This window comes from Stieleria tagensis (assembly GCF_024129865.1).
Taxonomy (GTDB): Bacteria; Planctomycetota; Planctomycetia; order Pirellulales; family Pirellulaceae; genus Stieleria; species Stieleria tagensis.
The window spans coordinates 24,308-43,721 of sequence record NZ_JAMYFE010000114.1 but is presented as its reverse complement, the minus strand read 5'-3'; the positions used below and the strand labels follow the sequence as shown (position 1 = coordinate 43,721).

The following is a 19,414-nucleotide window of genomic DNA, read 5'->3' as shown; positions in this document are numbered from 1 at the left end:
TACCAAAACGGCGGTCGTCAGGTCAAGAGATACAAAAATGAATGCGTTCCTAGGTTGCGAGCACCGGGAACACGCGCTGCCCGGCGGGATTCGGCGGCATGTTCACCCGGGGTTCCTGCCGAACCTGCCTCCAGCAGGTTCGACAGTGACCCCGGGCTAAGCTATTGAACGCCGTTGGCGTAGAGATGGGATTGAGGGCATGCGACTCTCCCAATGGGTGGCACGCGAAGCTGGACGACCTCCGGGGCGGGAGAGTGAAATAGAAAAACGCATCTTCAAAACGAACGCGTCGGGTTGCGATAACCGCGTCACGAAGTGGATCACTGGCATCCCTTGCTCGCGCTGCGCAGCGGGTCAATCGACAGACGGCGATCGAATGAACTTTTGAACCCGCTCGGTCTTGAAAATTTCGAATCCACGCTTGCGGTAATTCTCAAGTGCGTTTTGGTGATCTTCGCTGCAGGTGTGCACCCACACGCGCCAAGTCCCCGGGACATCCCAGGCGCACGCAATGGCTGCCGACAGCAACGGTCCTCCAAGGCCTCGACCGATGAAATCCGGTAGCAGTCCAAAGTAGACAATTTCGAGATTGCCGTCGCACTGCGATTCCAATTCAAAATAGCCGGCCGGTTGGCCATCCAAACGGCCGATCCAAGTCTTCAATTCGTCGCGATGAACGTACTGGTGCCAATCGGCGTCAGACCAACCCAGTCGATCGGTCCATTGCCACTGCGCCCCGACCGCGCGATAGAAACTGCGATTCAGTTTTTCATCCGGCGGTGCAACCGGTTCCACTTCAAATCCCGGCGGTCCGCCGTTCCGACAGAAGGCCCGCGGATCAAGCATCTCAAGATGATAGATCGTGGAAGATGTCGATGGAGTCTGCATGGCTGCGGTGTGGTGAGAACGTCAGACTGCGCCGGTCAATCACGTTCCATTTCGGCGTTTGGAGTTTTTTAGATTCGCGGTTCACGTCAACGTGACGATCTGAACCGGTTGGCGGCGCGCGCCCCAGTTCCCCGGACTGGATTCAAAAACACCAGGGATTGTTTCGTGGCAACTTGCGCACTGATTCCCGGACATAGCATAGACCCCCAACTGATGCCAATCACGTTGTATCAACAACTCGCCACAGTGATGGCAATAGGTGCTCTGCCGCGCGACATCATGCACGTTGCCCAGATACACATAGTTCAACCCACACTGGCGCGCGATGTTGTACGCCATCTGTAGCGACCCGGGGTCAGTACGATTGCGATCGGTCATTCGAAAATCGGGATGAAAGGCGGTGAAGTGCAGCGGTACATTGGGGCCAACATGCGTCAGAATCCACTCACACATTTGCGTGATTTCAGCCGCCGAGTCATTGGCATCAGGAATCATCAAATTCGTTAGCTCGACCCAACAATCGGTCTGATTGCAGACATACTCGATCGTGTCCAAAACGGGCTGCAAATGAGAACTGGTCAGTTTGAAATAGAAGTCTTCGGTGAACGCTTTTAAATCGATGTTGGCCGCATCCATGCCGGCAAAAAAATCACCCCGTGCCTGAGGCGTGATGTAGCCGGCGGTCACGGCGACCGAGCGAATTCCCAGCTGGCGACAGGCCGCTGCGGTGTCGAGCGCATACTCGGCCCAAATCACCGGGTCGTTGTAGGTGAACGCCACACTGCGACAACCCGATTGCTGGGCTGCGTTGGCGATCTGTTCGGGGCTGGCTCGGTCGCTTAACCGCGCCACCTCGCGACTTTTAGAGATGTCCCAATTCTGACAAAACTTGCAGCCCAGATTGCACCCGGCGGTGCCAAAACTAAGCACCGGTGTGCCGGGTAAGAAATGGTTCAGCGGTTTCTTTTCAATCGGATCGATGCAGAACCCGGTGCTCTTGCCGTAGGTGTCCAGCACCATCTGACCGCCGATGTTCTGGCGGACAAAACAAAAGCCGCGATCGCCATCATTCAAATGGCACGCGCGGGGGCAAAGCTGACAGAGAATTCGCCCCTGATCGGTTGGCTGGTACCACTGTGTTTGCATCCTCACACGCTCCACTGACCGCCGTTGAAGTCCACCGCCTAAATTCACACTCGATTCTACAGCCCGATGCCACTGTCCCCCGGTGCGGACCGGTTAAACTGCGGATCGGTTAAACTTTTTGAAGTCGTGCGTTTCATCACAACCCGACGCGTCAGCGAGGGATTTAGGGTGTTGACGTGATCCCTCGCGGACGCGTCGGGTTACCAAAGACCTATGCCTCACGCAAACGCGCAACTTCAAAAGTTAAACTACAGCCTAGACGCAATCCCCCACCCACCGCAAATCTTACCCCATGCAACGACGCCAATTCCTCGCCACCTCGGCCGCCACTCTCGCCGCCGCATCTTTGCAGCCGGCCGTGGCCTGTGCCGCAGAAACGTCCACCAAGAACCCGATCTGCGTGTTCACGAAACCGTTCAATTCGCTGTCCTATGATGAATTGGCCGAGCAGATTGCAGCGCTCGGTTTTGATGGCATCGAAGCGCCGGTGCGTCCGGGCGGGCATGTCGACCCGGATCAAGTTGAACAGCAGTTGCCAAAGCTGGTGGAAGCGTTAGCCAAGCGCGACTTGCAGGTCACCGTGATGGCCTCCGACGTTAACGATGCCACCGATCCGTTGACCAAACGCGTGATACGAACGGCCGCGACACTGGGGATCAAACGCTACCGAATGAAATACGTCCATTACGATCCGAAAAAACCGATCGATGACCAGATCGACGCTTGGCGGGGGCAGTTCAGCGAACTCGCCGCCCTCAACCACGACTACGGGATCACCGGGCTGTACCAGAACCATGCCGGTAACAAATACATGGGCGCCCCGATCTGGGACTTGGCTCGCGTACTAAAAGGCATCGCGCCGACGGACATTGGCATGGCCTATGACATCCGTCATGCCACGGCCGAAGGCGGGACGAGTTGGCCGACGACGTTCCGCATGATCCGCGACCATATCGACACCGTCTATGTCAAAGACTTTGACTGGGAGGGTAGCAAGCTAACCAACACGCCGCTTGGTGAAGGGCTGGTCGACAAAGCGTTTTTCAAAATGCTGGCCGAATCCGACTTCGACGGCCCGATCTCGTTGCACGAAGAATACATCGATCATCGCGACCCCAAGCTTGTCCCTGAACACCTTGCCGCGATCAAAACCGATCTACAAGTCCTGCGCAAGATGATGAATCAAGACTGACCTCTCGGCTGCCATCACTGCGTCTGTTCCGCCGCCGGTTGTCGGATCACGAAAAAACCAACCGCTGACAAACCCACTAGGCACCAGAGTACTGAAAACAGCAGGTTGTTCGAAAAGAACGCGATCGAAAAAAAGATCGTCACCCCGACTGCGGCGGCGATCTTGGCTGGCAACAACCACATCCCCAGACCGACAACCGTTTCAACAACAATCACTTTGCGGCTGTACCAAGTGGCCATCGTTCGCAAGGTTTCCGGCTGGGTGTGCTCTCGCAAATAGTTGAACACCCAATAGTCGCGATCGCGAAAGTAGATGTCGTAAAACACATCCCCCGACCAGTACTCCGGCGTCCATTTGCCGACCGCACCGCCTAGCAGAATCATCGAACCGATCACCCGCGCCAGAAAAGCCCCGCGGCGCAATAAAAACGCAGGCTCATCTCGCTCCATGCGCGTGCTGAACCAGAACGTCCAGATCGCCACCCACAAACTGGTCGCAAACGTCATGTCGTTGTAACTGGCCTGGTGCACCAACAATACACCCAGCGTGGCAATCACCACCGCGGCACAGACCTGGCGAATCCACGGCAACATCCCCAGCACACCAAGAATGATACCGGCCAAGGAACCCAAATATGCCCAGCGGACCACCCGCGGCGATTCTAACCAATCGGGAAAAAACGAATCTGAAATCGAGATCTGTTGATAGATCTGATCCGCTTGCTGGAAATACCACCACTTCCAAACCAAACCCAGAAACAGACAGACCTGGACGACCAGATAGGCCGACAGCACTCGGCCGCTGCCCGGTACAGGCAATGAATTGTCATCGTCTGCCACGATGGGGCTGACTTCACAAACTTGGTCGCTCACTCGCGTCCCTCCACCAGCCACTCGAATCGGCCTTCCCCGACCGGTTTCAAATGGACCTTTGTCTCCAAAGTTTGGCCGCGATACGAAGACCAAAATGTGATCCAGCGGTCGCTGCCATCATGCAAATGAACGTAGCGGCCGAATGCAAAGGTCATCGCCCGGGTGGGAAAGTGATTGATGTAACGCGGGGGTGGCGGCGGCAAGATCGGTTCCAATAGACCCTCGGGAATCTTGCGAACTTCGTAACGGTTGCCGAAGTTGTACATCGACGGGACGGGAGCCTGAATCGCCCACAGCGGAAACGAATCGGTGCGTAACTGAAACCGTCGCAGTGTCACAGCAGCCAGCCCTGGAAAACAGGGCATCAACATCAACCAAATGACGACAACGACGATGCCGATCAAAATCAATCCGAACAGCGGATCGCGGCCACGTTGCGGTGATTGCTGGTCCATGCGACTCGCGTTGATTCGGTTTCACTTGGAAATGGAACGGGTCGGAATCGAGCACGCAATGCACTGCGACCCTCCCCAGATTGACAGTTTGGAAGCTCTGCTTCGATCGGAAACGCGACGGGTGAGCGAGGGATTGAGGGTGTTAACGGGATCCCTCGCTGACGCTTCGGGTTACCAAAAAACAATGCCCCACGCAAAAGCGCAACTTCAAAAGCCACCAGCATGACTACATGTTAGCAATCAACTGCAACGCGGTTTCGCGTACCAGTTGTGGGCTGGCGTTGGGATTTTGTTTGCGTGCTTGACCAATCAACGCCCCCACCGCTTTTTCGTTTCCGTTCTTCACATCGTCCACGATTTTGGGGTTCGCTGCCAAGAGATCTTTGACCAAGGCTTCGATTTCGCTGTTGTCGACGGCTTCGATCCCCAGCGCGGCAATCGCATCAGCGACCGATCCGCCCTGTTCACACAGATGACGGAACACGTCGCGGGCACGATCATTGGTCAAATCACCGGCAATGACTTGGGAAAGAATTTCTCCCAACTGGTCGGCGGTGACGCCAAATGATTCGATGTCACCGCCCTGCTCTTTCAAGGTCCGCATGACGTCCTGTTGGATCCAACTGCTGGTCCGTTTTCCATCGCCACACTTCAGCGCGGCCGCATCAAAGTAGTCGACCATCGCGCGGCCTTGGGACACGATCACATCCGCGTCATAGGGTTTGATGCCATATTGAACGGGCAATCGCTCTCGAGCGGCCTGGGGTGATTCGCCCAGTGTTTGCCGAATCGCGTCGACTTGTTCGCGGGAAATTCGCACCGGCAATAAATCCGGGCAGGGGAAATACCGATAGTCCGCCGATTCCTCTTTCTCCCGCTGGGGTTCAGTGACTTCTTTGGCATCATTCCAGCCGAACGTTCGCTTGCCTCGCGTTTCAATCGTGTCGCCGGTCTGTTCCCATTCGGCGTACTGGCGTTGGGCTTCAAAATGAATTGCGCCGACAACGCTGCGAAAGCTGTTCATGTTTTTCACTTCGACGATCGGCGTGATAAATTTCTCACCGTGTTTATCGATGTGTAAGTTGACGTTAGCATCGACTCGCAAACTGCCTTCCTGCATTTCACAATCCGAAACGCCCAAGTGCGTCATCGTCTCTTTCAGCTTGGTTAAATATGCCAGCGCCTCTTCGGCGGTCCGCATGTCGGGTTCGCTAACGATTTCCAGCAGCGGTGTCCCGCAGCGGTTCAGATCGATCCGTGTGTCACCACGCCCGGCGACTTCGTCATGCATGCTCTTGCCGGCGTCTTCCTCCAGGTGGGCGCGGGTGATGCCGATCTTTCGAGTCGCATCGGGATTGGCGGGATCGGCGATTTGCAAACAGCCATCCGCACAGATCGGTAGATCAAACTGGCTGATCTGGTAGCCCTTGGGTAAATCGGGATAGAAGTATTGCTTGCGATCCCATTTTGTCAGTGGTGGAATGCTGCAGTTGATCGACAATCCGGCGCGAATCGCCAGCTCGATCGCGTGTTCATTCAGCACCGGCAGGGCACCCGGCAGGCCCAGACAAACCGGACAAACCTGGGTGTTGGGCGGACTTCCGAATTGAGTGCTGCAACCACAAAACAACTTGGTTGCTGTTTTCAGTTGAACGTGGACTTCCAATCCGATGATCGTCGTCGTAGGTAGCTGTGTCATCGAGTTATTGATTCGGTCGTTTGGTGTGATAGTCGGTTAGCGATTGGAATGCCGAACCGGCAAAAAACAAGCGGCTCTCCTCCAATGTCGGCGCTTGCAATTGGATCCCGATCGGCAAACCCGAGGGATCAAACCCACCCGGCAATGAAAGCGCCGGCACGCCTGCCAGGTTCGCACCAACGGTGAACAGATCACACAGATACATTTGGATCGGGTCGTCGATTTTGTCCCCCAACCGAAAAGCCGGCGTCGGTGTGACCGGTCCGAGCAATAGATCGACCTGGGAGAATGCCGCGTCGTAGTCGCCGCGAATCAAGCGGCGAACCTTCAATGCTTTGTTGTAGTATTCATCGGCATAGCCTTCGCTAAGTGCATAGGTACCGACCATGATTCGTCGTTTCACCTCGGCACCGAACCCTTCGGCACGACTGCGGCAATACATCGACAACAAGTCACTGGCACCGTCGGCGCGATGGCCATAATGTGCGCCGTCGAAACGCGACAGGTTGCTACTGGCCTCGCTCGGTGCGATCACGTAATAGGTCGGCACCCAGTATTCGCGATGCGGTAGATCGACATCGATGATCTCGGCACCAAGCTCTGCAAACACACCGATCGCATGAGCCACGGCTTGTTGAACCGCCGGGTCGATCCCTTCGGCCTGCATCGATTCACGTAGGACACCGATTCGAATGCCGCGCAGATCCGTCGACTGTGTTGCGACCGTGTAATCCGGGACGTCCTTGTTCAACGATGTCGAATCGCGGGGCTCGTATCCGGCGATCACATTCATCAACAACGCACAATCGGCCGCCGACCAGGCGATCGGCCCGACCTGGTCCAGGCTGCTGGCAAACGCCACCAACCCGTAGCGACTGACGCGGCCATAGGTCGGTTTCAAACCCGTCACGCCGCAAAACGCACTCGGTTGCCGGATCGAACCGCCGGTGTCTGTCCCCAAACTTAGCGGAACCGTGCCGGCGGCAACGGCCGCGACGGCCCCACCACTGCTGCCGCCCGGCGTTCGCTCCAGATCCCAGGGGTTGCGGGTGATCCCGAACGCACTGGTTTCAGTGCTAGCGCCCATGGCAAATTCGTCCATGTTCGTCTTGCCGACGATCACCGCGTCGGCAGCACGCAATTTTTCGACCACGGTGGCGTCGTAGGGAGGACGAAAGCCACGCAGCATTTCCGAGGAACAGGTCGTCGGCATGTCGTTGGTGCACAGCACGTCTTTGACCGCCACCGGAACGCCGGCCAAGGGGCCTAGTGTTTCGCCGGCCGCGCGGCGCGCGTCAACCGACTTGGCCGTCGCCATGGCTGCCTGGCGATCGACATGGGTGTAGGCGTTGTGTGTCGGCTGCGACGCTTCGATCGCGGCCATCGCCTGCTCGGCTATTTCGACCGCGGATGCTTCGCCGCTGGTCTGCAACCGCAACACTTCCAAAGCAGAATCAAGCATGAAGATGAGAATCTCAAAACGACCAATCGGATAATTCAATCGAATTATCGACCATCGCTGCCAAGAGCGCCTACCGGGGGCGATTGATTGCGATCGTGGCCACGCAGCCGGCCAGCCCGGCGGACAGCCGAATCGTTGCGTCATGCAGTTTTGCCACCCGATAAGCCCGGCACAGCCCTAAACCCAGCCCGCGGCCAGCCTCTCGACCGCTGTAAAACGGATCAAACGCGTGGCGAGTCGCTTCGCTACTGAGCCCCGGACCGCTGTCGGCCACATGAATCAACCACTGCGGATTTTCGGCCTGGTCCACTGAGGATTCAATCGAAATCACCACGGTCCCCCCGCCGCCGACCGCTTCCATTGCGTTGCGGACCAACACCCGGACGGCTTCTAACATCATGTTGCGATCCACCACCGCCAGCGCGGGCTGGACCAGCGTTTCGTCGAACAATCGAATGTCGACCTGATCGGCCAGCCGACGAAATTCATCCGCCGCTTCGTCGATCAAACCATTTAAATCAACCGTTTCCAGTTCGGCTGTGGGTGGATTGGCGAAAAACATCAATCCGGCGATCATTTCGTGTGCCCGATAGACCTGCTGGACGATTTGATCCAGCGAACGCGACCGAGCCGGATCGCTCTCGTCGCGGGCCAATTGCTGCGCACGAGCTGAAATGTTGGCCAGCGGGTTGTTGATTTCGTGGCTTAGCCCATAGGCCAGCTGTTTGGCTGCGGCGTTCTTTCGTTTTTCCGCGAGCGCCGACAGACTGTGTTCGGTGATTCGGTCGCGCATCCGCAGTCGAGCGATTTGTTGCAATAAAACGCTGCCGTCGATCGGGCCGCTGTTTTCGCAGTCGTTTTTGGAGGCCGTCGCGCCCAACTGGTCATCCCAAATCACCGCTGGCAGACTGGCGATCCAATCGGCATCGACGTCCGGACCGGCCACTTGCAACCAGTCCGCGGCGTGCTGCAGCCATTGGTTTGGCGCAAGCGAGCCACTACGCGCCATCAACCGCGACCATTGACGCTGTTGCTGGTCGGTTATGGAGGGAGCCGACAAGATCCATTGCCCGCCGGAAAATAATTCTGCCGCAGCACCCAGCAACCATTCAGCCAACTCGGTCGCCGAGACGAAATCGTCGCCCGGCCAATGGAGCAGTGCAAATAGCAATAGCGGCGGATCTTGACCGAGCGCAGTGAGCACCCGTTTGACCGCCGGTGGCGAGGGTTTCTGCCAATCTCCATGACCCGTCGCAAGCGCATGCGAGAGCGCCACCAGGGCGGTGTCCGAAAGCGGCAACCACCACCGTTGAGATTGGCGGCAAATGGGCGGCAACACACCCCACCATCCCAAGTCGCGCGAGCGAGCTGGGACGGACCGATCATTGCTGTCGTTGCGGAGACTGGTCACCGCATCCATCTAATTCGGGACGTTGCGTTCCATTTCCAGCAGATCGCACGATCGCAGCACCAAGTCATCGATCGCGAACGGTTTCTGCATGAAATCGTTGGCACCGGCGGCCTTGAGCGCATCGACCTTGTTGTGTTCAACCATCCCCGAGATACAGAGGATTTTGACCATGTCCAAGGCCGGATCACTGCGGACCCGATGACACACTTCTTTCCCGTTAATGTCGGGTAACATCACATCCAACACGACAAGGTCGGGTCGGAATTCTTTGACGCCCATACCGGCATCAAAACCATTGTTCGCCGTGCGAATATCGAATCGCCCGTCGCGTTCAAAACCGTCTTTCATCAACTCGACCAAATCTTGGTCATCGTCAACGATCAACAATTTCTTCTTGCCGCTCTCGAGTGCGTCCGTCGGAATCCCATTGTCTTTCATGAACAGATAAAGCTGTTCACGAGGGATTCGTCGAAACTTGCTACCCGGAACTCGAAAACCCTTCAGTGAGCCATTGTCGAAGCAGCGAATTATCGTCTGCTGGCTGACTTTGCAGATTTTCGCCGCTTCGCCTGTCGTAAAGACCGTTTTTTTGGTCATCGCAGAAACCATCCTCCCTGCAGGACGAGCCGTTTCCCAACCTGTGCATTTGTCTTGGACAAACCCTTCACATGAAAGGTCGCCCAGTTACGTGTCTTTCCATGCCAGCGGTCAAGCTCGCATTTTCGTGTCGGTCACCAAACCAACACAACACGTCTCTTTTAGCAAAACCCCCACGCTACCGCACAAGAGCATTACGTTGCTATTCTGCGCGAAAAACGTAAGCAGCAGCAAACTCCAAAACCCTCGAGATTGCCGATCTTGCCTGACCCACGAATCTTACCGAATCCGCACAACAGGTCAAGATAGGTTGACCGGCATCGCAGTGACGACACTTCACTTGCGGGGCGATTCCAGATAGGCCAGCAGCAGCGTGATGTCAGCCGGGGTGATGCCGCTGATCCGCTGCGCCTGGTCCAGTGTGAGCGGGCGGATTTCCGAAAGCTTCTCTTTGGCCTCATTCCGCATCGCGGTGATGGACTTGTAATCAAAGGTGCTGGGGATCTTTTTCTTTGACATCCGTTGTTGTCGTGCGACCTCGTCACGTTGGCGACTGACGTAGCCTTCGTATTTGATGTCATAGACCACTTGCTGGGCAGCTTGCGATCCGATCGAAGCAAGTTCGGGAATGATTTGTCGCATCTCTTTCCATTCCACTTCCGGTCGTCGCAGATAGACGTCGCCCTTGGCTTCCCCTTTCGCCGTCGAGACACGCACGCCACCGAGCAACTCCAGCGCCCGATCGATTTCCGCCAGTTTTTCCGCGAACCGTGCGCGCCGGTGGGCGCTGATCAATCCCAACGAATCAGCAACTTCGGTCAGCCGGCGATCGGCGTTGTCCTGGCGCAACAACAATCGATACTCGGCGCGACTGGTAAACATTCGGTACGGTTCGTCGGTTCCGCTGGTGACCAGGTCATCGACCAACACGCCGATGTAGGCCTGATCTCGCGACGGAACCCAAGGCGCTTGCTTGGCGACCAATCGCGCGGCATTCAATCCGGCGATCAAACCTTGGCCGGCGGCTTCTTCGTAGCCGGTGGTCCCGTTGATCTGGCCGGCCAAGAACAATCCGGCGACTCGCTTGGATTCCAAATGCGGCCACAACTGCGTGGGCGGACAATAGTCGTATTCAACCGCATAGCCATAGCGCATGATCGTGGCCTTTTCCAAGCCTGGAATCAGCCGAAACATGCCGTCTTGAACGTCCCGCGGCAGACTGGTGGAAATCCCGTTGACGTAGACTTCTTCGGTGTGATGGCCTTCCGGTTCAAGGAACAACTGGTGGCTTTGCTTGTCGGCAAAACGCACCACCTTGTCTTCGATCGAGGGACAATACCGTGGACCGCGCGAATTGATTTCCCCGCTGTACATCGGAGCGCGATGCAAATTGGCGCGAATCAAATCGTGCACCGCGGCATTGGTCATCGCGATGTGACAGGGGACCTGATCGATCGACAGCGAATCATTCATGAACGAAAACGGCTGTGGCTGATCATCACCGGGTTGTTCATCCAAACCGGCATAGTCGATGGTGCGACGATTCAATCGCGCCGGCGTTCCGGTTTTGAAACGCTCGATTTGGAATCCCAATCGATCCAGCGCGCCACTGATCCCGGTCGTGGTGCCTTCGCCGGCGCGTCCCCCCGCGGTCTTGGCGCCGCCGGTGTGCATGATCGCCGACAGAAACGTCCCCGTCGTCAGAATCACCGTCGGTGCGCGATATTCTGCGTCACCACGCACCCGCACACCCACCACCCGCTCTCCCTCGGGCGTGGTTTCGGTCAATAGGTCTTCGACGGTTTCCTGGCGCAGATCCAGATCGCTTTGCAATTCGATCGCATGCTTGATGTACTGCTGATAGGCCTTCTTGTCGGCCTGGGCGCGGGGGCTGTGCATGGCGGGGCCCTTGCGACAGTTCAACATCCGAAATTGAATCCCGGTGGCGTCGATCGCCAGTCCCATCAGTCCCCCCAGCGCATCGACTTCGCGGACGATTTGCCCTTTGGCGACACCGCCGATGGCCGGATTGCAGGACATCTGCCCGACCGTATCCAGATTGGTCGTCAACAACACCGTGCGGGCGCCCAGCCGTGCCGCCGCCGCAGCAGCCTCGGTGCCGGCGTGTCCCGCCCCGATCACGATCACGTCATATCGATACTCAATCATTCGTCCCCTCGCACTGATTTAATCATCATCTATTGAACCCGGTCGGCCCCCCGAATCGTCACAACCATGCATTTTCACGCTTCCAGATCAAGATCCGCGCCAGAATCGCCGAATCCGGAAAGTGAGGTCTATCCGTCCATCTGAATCAAGCGCATTTGATGCCAGCAATCGGCCAATTCGCGCGGGCTCTCTCCGCACCGCCCCAAAACCTGCTGGCGGCATCCCTCGGGATGCTTGTCCTGGTGGCGATTGCAACCGCGCCGGCCTCTGCCGGCGGCGATCAGCCCCCGACAGCGGGCGGGCAAACCCAGCCCAGCGGGATTGATCCAGATGCCATTGTCCTCCGTTCTCGGGTTTTTGATATCCCATTTCAAATGGATGCGGGATCAAAGGCGACAAAGATCCGTCTGTACGTTTCAACCGACCGCGGCCAAAACTGGCAAGTGGCTCAAGAAGAACCGATCTCGATCTCGCAATTCCACTACGAAGCGACCAGCGACGGCGACCATTGGTTCACAACCGCCACGGATCTACGCCCGCTCTCCGCACCCACTTCCGAGCTGGTCCCGCAACGCAAAGTCTACATCGACACCACCGGCCCCGAGATCAAACTCGACGGTAGCGCCGACCTGAATGGAAAGCTGACCGCTCATTTAGAACTGGTCGACCCCCAGCAAGTCACGAACTTGCGAGTCCTGTATGCCACCGACGTGGTTCGCCAGTGGCAGACAGTCACCAAGGATTTGATCAGCGAACGTGGCGAATTCCAGCTCGCTCCCAAAGAGGACTGGCGGCAGATTTCAGTGCATGTGACGGCGACCGACGCGCTCGGCAACAGGTCCGTGCAGGCCAAAACGTTTCGTCGGCCGCGGATCGCTGCCACCACTCCACAGGACGATTCGCCGCGGCCCCATCGCGATCCCGCCACTGCCAACAGCGTCGACTCCACCGCTGGCCAGCCCGTGATGGCCCAAGCCGACAATCGGTTGCGTGTCCAAACCGTTTCCGGTCCCGGCGATCCGCCCCGGTTCCTATTGGGCCCGCAATCAACCGCTGACTCCTACACCGCCCCCGCACCCCAGGGGTTCAACTTGCGCGGCGTCGCACCGCCACCGGCCACACCGGTCAATCGATTCCCACTGCCGCCACCACCCAGAACCGCAGCACCGACAGCGACTGCACCGAACTCGAGCGTGCCGGCGGCCAGCACGCCCGCCCGCAGCGCGATGCCATCATCGACCACTCCCACACCGAACAACTCGTTCAGTCTGCCGGCCAGCGGACTGACGGTGAAAACCACGGTCCGTGGCGTGGAAGTCTTGCCGCCTGGACCGGGACAGTCTGAAACGCTGCCGACAACAGTCGCGACGCCGACAGCCAACGCCGCCAACGCAGCGACCGGCAATGCTGCGCCGGCCACCAGTGGCCTGCCGATCACCGAAAGTGTGGCCGTGCCGACGCCTGACCCGGCCTTTAATGCGCCTGACTTTAACGCACCTGCCGTCAACACGCCGGCACCCACACGCATGCGGACGCTGCGTGATGCGATGCGACCGCTGTCGACAGACAACCGATCCCCCAATCTGAACACTGCCTCGGGTCCGGAATCCATTCCCACACCGACCGCCAGTCAAACGCCGCAAGACACTCGCCGCTACCGCGCCGAGCGGGCCGAACAAACCGGTCGCGAGCAACAATTGCGATTCGATCGCGCCCAATTGGCTCGCAACGTACCGTTTCGCTATAGCGACTCGAACCGTTTTAGCTTGGAATACGAACTCGAAGCGGTCGCATCGACGGGCGTCGAATCGGTCGAACTCTACGGCAGCATCGACGCCGGACGCACTTGGAAACGCTGGGGCGCCGACCCTGATCGCAGCAGCCCGTTTGACATTGAAACCAACGGCGAAGGCGTGTTCGCGTTTCGCATCGTCGTGCTCGGCAACAATGGGCTGGCCAGTCCACGCCCGCTGCCCGGTGATGATCCTGACATTGCCGTGATCGTCGACCAATCGCTGCCCAAGGTCAAAGTCACTTCGGCGCGGTACGGTGAAGGGGATCGAATCGGTTCGCTGGTGATCAACTACGAATGCGAAGACGAGAATCTGATGAGTCGACCGGTGGCGATTGCGTTTAGCGATTCGCTGGAAGGCCCCTGGACAACCATCGCGGCGGGTCTGCGCAATGACGGTCTGTACGTCTGGCCGGCCGACCCCAAACTACCGCCGCAGATCTATCTGCGACTCGACGCCACCGATCAAGCCGGCAATGTCGGCAGCTATTTGCTGGACCAACCAATCGCCACCGGCGGCCTGGCACCGCGAGCTCGAATCCTCGGCTTCCGCTCCCGCTAACGGCCACGCGAAACCAGGCGTGCGTCGCCGGGGCGGCCACGGTCTCGGTCTGAACCCTGGCGGGATCAGCTACGGAACAAAAAACAACGCGCTGGTGTAGAGGATTTATCCGACCGGTTTCATCTCTCCACCAACCGCATCCCTCACTCCGTCTCGGTCGACGCCGAATCCAGCTTGTAACAAGCCGCGATCGCTTGCCGGCTGTAGTCGACCGACTCGGCCAAAATCCGGGCGGATTCTTGAGAGGCATGGAACCCCTTGCTGTTCTCGCTGGCGATGAAATCCAGCCGCCACATCGCCTTGCGTTGCAAATCCCGAATCGGTTTCAGTTGCTGTTCGCTGGCGCCAGATGCTTGTGCCGCGACGATCGCGTCCAACATGTCGGTCATTGCCGTCGCAGCCCGTTCGATCAAGTCGCTGGTCCGCTGCTGAATCAAATCAACCCGTTGCTTCAGATCTTGCTCGGGGAAATGGTGACAGGTTTGGCACGCCTTGTTGATGTTCTCCATCGGGCTGCGCACCCAGTGGCTGCTGACCTTGGTGGCGCCGCGTTTCTCGTAGGGCATGTGACAATCGCTGCAACTGACTCCCGAGCGGGCATGAATTCCCTGGCTCCACAATTCAAATTCCGGGTGCTGGGCTTTGAACACCTTGGTCCCGGTTTCCTTGTGCACGTAATCGTAGAACGCCTCGCCGTCGGAAAACGTGGTCTCGTCCCATTCCTGTTCCAGGTCCTCCATCTTCAAACCGTTGCTCCAGGGATAGGTCAGCGTCATCTTGCTGGCACAGTAATACTCTACATGGCATTGACCACAAACAAACGATCGCATCTCCTGGCGCGTTGCGTGCGTGTTCGGGTCGTAGTCGCCCTGTGCACCGCTGTCGCGCCATTTCTGTACGCTCGGTAGATGCGGCACCGGGTCATCACTCTTGGCCAATTTGTCCATCCCCAGAATGAAACCGGGCCGAGTGACGCGAATCGCCATCGTTTCCGGATCGTGACAATCAATACAGGAAACCGGATGCGCGTCGCCCAGGTGCGGATCACCCGACTCGGCCTGCACCACCCCATCGGGCGTCTTGGTCAGTTCCGCATGCACGTCCTCGTAATTCTTTTGACTGACCGCTTCGAATCCAGCCATCACCGCCGGCTGATCGAAACTTTCCGCCAGTCTTTCCGCGGTGACTTCACCACCCTGCTGCTGCAATCCAATCCGTCGATAGGTGGGAATGATCGATGCATGGCAATGCAAACAGGCACCCGCCTGCTGGACTTCGGTGACCCGCCGAGTGACTTCTTGGTCGGACAACATGTGAGCGTGCCCGCGGGCTTCGCGATAATCGATACTGAACGCATAGCCGGCGAACAATCGTTTTAGCCAAGGGTGTTCTTCCAGCTTGCTCGGCGGAAGTGCATGGTTGCCACCAAAGTCGGTGTAGGAATCGTTGACCGTCTGTAAGTAGTCCTCGTACTGCTGTGGAAAATTCAGTCCCCATGGCTCGGGGTCGGTACTGATTTCGCTGACCTCGACGACTTTGACAAACGGCGTCCGAGCTTCCTGTTTGCGTTCAAAGATACTCATCAACAAAGCGACCGCGCCGACGGTCACCAGCGCAGTCAATCCGGTCAGCAAAGCCAGGAAACCGAAACTGCTGTTGTTCTCAGAAGCCATGGTCAGGTGTCACAGTTGAAAGTGAGACGGCCAAAAAATTCAAACGGAACTAGCGGGCGGCGTGCCCGACACTGGTGTGGCAATGCACACACATCAACATGTCGCCACCGGCGGTTTCCGGCAGCAACGGGTGAACAAGGTCCTGATGACAATCGATACAGGCACCTTGCGTGACCCGTCGATTGCGGGGCTTGATCTGAATCGGGTCTTTGAAACCACCCAGCGTAAACGCCAGTGAATGAAAGAAACCGTTGTCGGCCTTGGTCACCCATTTGCCGATGAAATCATGCGGCAGATGACAGTCATTGCAAACCGCCACTTGGTGATGGCTGCTCTGCAGCCACGAATCCATGTGACTTTGCATCACATGGCAATTCACACAGGTCTCGGGATTGTTGCTCATGTAGCTGGCGCCCTTGCCATAGCCAAACGTAAACACGCCCAACCCGGCCAACAGCCCCAAACACAACGCAAACACGATCGCCCCGCGTCCGAATCGACGGCCGCCCCAAAACTTGCCTCGGCCCGGCGACGAGTCGTCAGGGACTTCTTTGTCGCTGCCCTCGGCGTCGCCAAGTTCGCGATCGTTGCGCTGCGATTCTTCGTCTGACATCATTCGCCCCGATTGACTGTGCCCATGGTGACGCAGCAGTTAAAAATACCATTCCCCCAGCCGGTTGCCAACAACCACCCCTGCGCTTCGTCTGTTCTGCCACCATTTACAATTTGCCCCGGGGTTCCTGCCGAACCTGCCTGCAGTCTGCCAAACGCAAACGACGATTCTTTGGTGGTAGAATCAAATCCGTCCAAGTCTAACTCCCCTGTCCCAACCGCCAGCCTGATTCATGTCTCACCCTGCGCTGACCTCCTGCCTGATGATCGCAGCGATGCTGCATGGATCGGTCGTTGCCAATGACGATCCAGTCCCAATGTCCGAGCGGCCCAACATCATCCTGGTGATGGCCGATGATCAGGGTTGGGGCGAAACGGGGTATAACGGACATCCGATTCTGAAAACGCCAAACTTGGATGCGATGTCCAAAGCCGGACTGCGATTCAATCGGTTCTACGCCGGCGCGCCGGTTTGCTCGCCGACGCGGGCGGCGGTGTTGACCGGTCGGTGTTGTTACCGCACCGGAGTCCCCGAGCACGGTTACGCGCTGCGGCATCAAGAAATCAGCTTGCCGGCACTGCTATCTCAAGCCGGTTACCAGACGGCTCATTTTGGTAAATGGCACTTGAACGGACTTCGCGGTCCCGGCGTTCCCATTTTCGACCATGACAAATTTAACCCCGGTACCTTCGGGTTCGATCATTGGTTGTCGGTGACCAATTTCTACGACCGCGATCCATTGCTCAGCCGCGGCGGAACGATCGAAGATTTCCGCGGCGACTCCTCCGACGTGATTGTTGACCAAGCTCTGGCGCACATCAAACAGCAATCCCAATCGGATCGACCCTTCTTTGATGTGATCTGGTACGGCACGCCCCACTCGCCTTTCAAAGCGTCCGAGGCCGACAACGCGGCGTTTCGCAATCTCGATCAAACATCGATGCATCACTACGGTGAACTGGTCGCACTGGACCGCAGCGTCGGGGCGCTGCGCGCCGGACTGCGAGATCTAAAACTCGATTCCAAAACGCTGGTCTGGTACTGCAGTGACAACGGCGGCCTGCCCAAAATCACGCCTGGAACCACCGGCCCACTGCGTGGCAACAAAGGTCTGATCTACGAAGGTGGACTGCGCGTGCCAGGCATCCTCGAATGGCCAGGACATATCGCACCGCGGCAAACCGAGTTCCCCGCCAGTGTGATGGACATCCTGCCAACAGTGCTGGAACTAGCAGAAGTCGAGTATCCCGATGCCGAGCGACCCCGTGACGGCATCAGTCTGACTCACTTGTTCCCGTCCGATTCAGCGGCCAATCCGCCCCGCGACCAACCGATCTGCTTTCGCTACAAAACCAAAGCCGCAATCGTCGACGGCGATTGGAAACTGCTGTCCAACCAGTACCAGCAAGGCGGATTTGAGCTCTACCATTTGGTCGATGATGTCGGCGAAGCCAACGATGTTGCCCAGGCTCATCCGGCGATCGCCCAATCGATGAAAACAGCACTTCAATCCTGGTACCAATCGACCGACGCCAGCCAATCCGGAGCGGACTATCCGTCAGGCCGTGTCAACGCCGACCACCCCGAACCGATGTTCTGGGTCGACCGCGCCGACTACCAACCCTATCTGGATCAATGGAAAAATCGCTGGGAGTACCAGTCCTGGATCAAGCGGCGCGAGAAATAAACCCTGCGACTGCCGTTGGTGTGGAGGATTGATCCGACTCGGGCAAGGGTCTTTTGCGACGAATAAAGCCGGTCGGATCAATCCGACACACCAGCGGAGAGCCGGCTACCCCCATCATTCCGATCCCATCAGCTGATACACTGCCGGAATGTCTAGAACACATGCCTTCGAATTCCTGACCAAAACAGCCGCTGACACGCCGGTCGATTTTGCCGTTGCCGGGCTGTTTGGCGGTGACAGCACGTTGACCGGCTGGGTGACGACGCGTTTGACCGGCCAGGCCGACGTGACCGATGTTGAAGGAACGACCGCCCGCTGGGCGGACATCAACGATGAATTGTCGACCGCATCGCTCTTCGATATGGGAGAACAGCGGACGGTCGTGGTCCGCGATGCCGACAAGTTCGTTTCCAATCATCGACCCGAGATCGAATCGTATCTGGCCAAACCCGGTAAAGTCGCGCGGCTGGTGTTGCAGTTCGAATCATTGGCCTCCAACACCAAAGTCTACAAGGCGCTGGACAAATCACACCTGCTGGTGTGCTGCAGTGGCGAAACGGGACAAAAGTCGGGGGCCACTGCCGCCGCACGGCGCAAGTTCTTGACCGGATACATCGCGCCAAAACACAAGTCCGAGATGTCGGCGACCGCCGCCGATGCACTGGTCGAAATGCTGGGCGACGACGTCGGTTTTCTGGATACCGAAATCGCCAAACTGTCACTGTACCTGGAACCCGGCCAGACGATCGATGAACCGCTGGTGCGTGAAGTGGTCGCCGGATGGCAGGGCAAAACCATCTGGCAAATCAGCGAAGCGATCTCGTCGGGCAATTCTGCCGAAGCATTGAAACAGTTGGACAAACTGATTTCCGGCGGCCAACCGGCGATCGCACTCTTGCCACAGATCGCTTGGTCACTGCGGCGACTGGGGCTAGCCACCGCGGCACACATCCAAAGCGAACGGGCCGGTCGCCACCAACGCCTGGAAGATTCCTTGGCCAAAGCCGGTATCAGTCGGCCCAACGAAGTCTCGCGTGCGATCGCAGACATGAAACGCATGAAACGCGAGCGGGCGAGCATGTTGCTGCCATGGCTGTTGGATGCCGATTTAAGACTCAAAGGCACCCACAGCGCCGAAGGCCGCGACCGGTTTTTGCTGGAGCAGTTTGTGATGCGACTGGCTAGCTGTTGATCCG

General features: G+C 57.8%; 15 protein-coding genes. 4 read left to right on the top strand and 11 right to left on the bottom strand.

The window, feature by feature from the left end; translation table 11 throughout:
* Positions 1-354 precede the first annotated feature (354 nt).
* Both NHH03_RS24525 and amrS read right to left on the bottom strand, forming a co-directional pair.
* On the bottom strand, positions 355-846 hold the full coding sequence (locus tag NHH03_RS24525) for a GNAT family N-acetyltransferase (RefSeq protein ID WP_253160741.1): 492 nt from the start codon (positions 844-846) through the stop codon (positions 355-357).
* Positions 847-969: 123 nt separating this feature from the next.
* Complete coding sequence (gene amrS, locus NHH03_RS24520; protein ID WP_253160739.1) at positions 970-2,034, bottom strand: AmmeMemoRadiSam system radical SAM enzyme; 1,065 nt, start codon at positions 2,032-2,034, stop codon at positions 970-972.
* Between the two features lie 292 nt (positions 2,035-2,326).
* Here amrS and NHH03_RS24515 point away from each other — a divergent pair, with 292 nt between their 5' ends.
* The gene (locus NHH03_RS24515) at positions 2,327-3,226 is read left to right on the top strand and encodes a sugar phosphate isomerase/epimerase family protein (protein WP_253160737.1); all 900 of its coding nucleotides are present in this window, start codon (positions 2,327-2,329) and stop codon (positions 3,224-3,226) included.
* A 14-nt stretch (positions 3,227-3,240) separates the two neighbouring features.
* On the opposite strand, the gene NHH03_RS24510 is transcribed toward NHH03_RS24515, so the two are convergent.
* The 7 genes from NHH03_RS24510 to mnmG all read right to left on the bottom strand — a co-directional run bounded on the left by NHH03_RS24510 (position 3,241) and on the right by mnmG (position 11,891).
* Positions 3,241-4,098, bottom strand: coding sequence for a hypothetical protein (locus NHH03_RS24510; protein ID WP_253160736.1), 858 nt, complete (start codon positions 4,096-4,098; stop codon positions 3,241-3,243).
* Complete coding sequence (locus tag NHH03_RS24505) at positions 4,095-4,553, bottom strand: hypothetical protein (RefSeq protein ID WP_253160734.1); 459 nt, start codon at positions 4,551-4,553, stop codon at positions 4,095-4,097. Before NHH03_RS24505 ends, NHH03_RS24510 begins: the two co-directional genes overlap by 4 nt.
* Positions 4,554-4,779: 226 nt before the next feature.
* Positions 4,780-6,252: an Asp-tRNA(Asn)/Glu-tRNA(Gln) amidotransferase subunit GatB gene (gene gatB / locus NHH03_RS24500; protein ID WP_253160732.1), complete on the bottom strand. Its 1,473-nt coding sequence runs from the start codon at positions 6,250-6,252 to the stop codon at positions 4,780-4,782.
* Between the two features lie 4 nt (positions 6,253-6,256).
* Entirely contained in the window at positions 6,257-7,714 is a 1,458-nt protein-coding gene (gene gatA, locus NHH03_RS24495) for an Asp-tRNA(Asn)/Glu-tRNA(Gln) amidotransferase subunit GatA (protein ID WP_253160730.1), read from the bottom strand.
* Between the two features lie 70 nt (positions 7,715-7,784).
* Positions 7,785-9,134, bottom strand: a complete 1,350-nt coding sequence (locus NHH03_RS24490; RefSeq protein ID WP_253160728.1) for a sensor histidine kinase — start codon at positions 9,132-9,134, stop codon at positions 7,785-7,787.
* Positions 9,135-9,722, bottom strand: coding sequence for a response regulator (locus tag NHH03_RS24485; RefSeq protein WP_253160726.1), 588 nt, complete (start codon positions 9,720-9,722; stop codon positions 9,135-9,137).
* Positions 9,723-10,058: 336 nt separating this feature from the next.
* On the bottom strand, positions 10,059-11,891 hold the full coding sequence (gene mnmG, locus NHH03_RS24480) for a tRNA uridine-5-carboxymethylaminomethyl(34) synthesis enzyme MnmG (RefSeq protein WP_253160724.1): 1,833 nt from the start codon (positions 11,889-11,891) through the stop codon (positions 10,059-10,061).
* Positions 11,892-12,049: 158 nt separating this feature from the next.
* On the opposite strand from mnmG, the gene NHH03_RS24475 reads away from it, so the two are divergent.
* Positions 12,050-14,245 (top strand): hypothetical protein, encoded by a 2,196-nt coding sequence (locus tag NHH03_RS24475; protein ID WP_253160721.1) that lies wholly within the window; start codon positions 12,050-12,052, stop codon positions 14,243-14,245.
* A 143-nt stretch (positions 14,246-14,388) separates the two neighbouring features.
* Here NHH03_RS24475 and NHH03_RS24470 read toward each other — a convergent pair whose 3' ends face one another.
* A complete protein-coding gene (locus NHH03_RS24470) occupies positions 14,389-15,918 on the bottom strand; it encodes an ammonia-forming cytochrome c nitrite reductase subunit c552 (RefSeq protein WP_253160719.1) in 1,530 nt (509 codons plus the stop codon).
* A gap of 49 nt (positions 15,919-15,967) precedes the next feature.
* The gene (gene nrfH / locus NHH03_RS24465; protein WP_253160717.1) at positions 15,968-16,534 is read right to left on the bottom strand and encodes a cytochrome c nitrite reductase small subunit; all 567 of its coding nucleotides are present in this window, start codon (positions 16,532-16,534) and stop codon (positions 15,968-15,970) included.
* 229 nt (positions 16,535-16,763) lie between these two features.
* Between nrfH and NHH03_RS24460 the strand changes: the two genes are divergently transcribed.
* The gene (locus NHH03_RS24460) at positions 16,764-18,218 is read left to right on the top strand and encodes a sulfatase-like hydrolase/transferase (protein WP_253160715.1); all 1,455 of its coding nucleotides are present in this window, start codon (positions 16,764-16,766) and stop codon (positions 18,216-18,218) included.
* Between the two features lie 148 nt (positions 18,219-18,366).
* Positions 18,367-19,410, top strand: coding sequence for a DNA polymerase III subunit delta (gene holA / locus NHH03_RS24455; protein ID WP_253160714.1), 1,044 nt, complete (start codon positions 18,367-18,369; stop codon positions 19,408-19,410).
* Positions 19,411-19,414 lie beyond the last annotated feature (4 nt).

Coding starts and splice junctions, on each gene's coding strand:
- NHH03_RS24525 (WP_253160741.1), bottom strand. CDS start 846: ATGCTTGATCCGCGGGCCTTCTGTCGGAACGGCGGACCGCCGGGATTT.
- amrS (WP_253160739.1), bottom strand. CDS start 2,034: ATGCAAACACAGTGGTACCAGCCAACCGATCAGGGGCGAATTCTCTGT.
- NHH03_RS24515 (WP_253160737.1), top strand. CDS start 2,327: ATGCAACGACGCCAATTCCTCGCCACCTCGGCCGCCACTCTCGCCGCC.
- NHH03_RS24505 (WP_253160734.1), bottom strand. CDS start 4,553: ATGGACCAGCAATCACCGCAACGTGGCCGCGATCCGCTGTTCGGATTG.
- gatB (WP_253160732.1), bottom strand. CDS start 6,252: ATGACACAGCTACCTACGACGACGATCATCGGATTGGAAGTCCACGTT.
- gatA (WP_253160730.1), bottom strand. CDS start 7,714: ATGCTTGATTCTGCTTTGGAAGTGTTGCGGTTGCAGACCAGCGGCGAA.
- NHH03_RS24490 (WP_253160728.1), bottom strand. CDS start 9,134: ATGGATGCGGTGACCAGTCTCCGCAACGACAGCAATGATCGGTCCGTC.
- NHH03_RS24485 (WP_253160726.1), bottom strand. CDS start 9,722: ATGACCAAAAAAACGGTCTTTACGACAGGCGAAGCGGCGAAAATCTGC.
- mnmG (WP_253160724.1), bottom strand. CDS start 11,891: ATGATTGAGTATCGATATGACGTGATCGTGATCGGGGCGGGACACGCC.
- NHH03_RS24475 (WP_253160721.1), top strand. CDS start 12,050: ATGCCAGCAATCGGCCAATTCGCGCGGGCTCTCTCCGCACCGCCCCAA.
- NHH03_RS24470 (WP_253160719.1), bottom strand. CDS start 15,918: ATGGCTTCTGAGAACAACAGCAGTTTCGGTTTCCTGGCTTTGCTGACC.
- nrfH (WP_253160717.1), bottom strand. CDS start 16,534: ATGATGTCAGACGAAGAATCGCAGCGCAACGATCGCGAACTTGGCGAC.
- NHH03_RS24460 (WP_253160715.1), top strand. CDS start 16,764: ATGTCTCACCCTGCGCTGACCTCCTGCCTGATGATCGCAGCGATGCTG.
- holA (WP_253160714.1), top strand. CDS start 18,367: ATGTCTAGAACACATGCCTTCGAATTCCTGACCAAAACAGCCGCTGAC.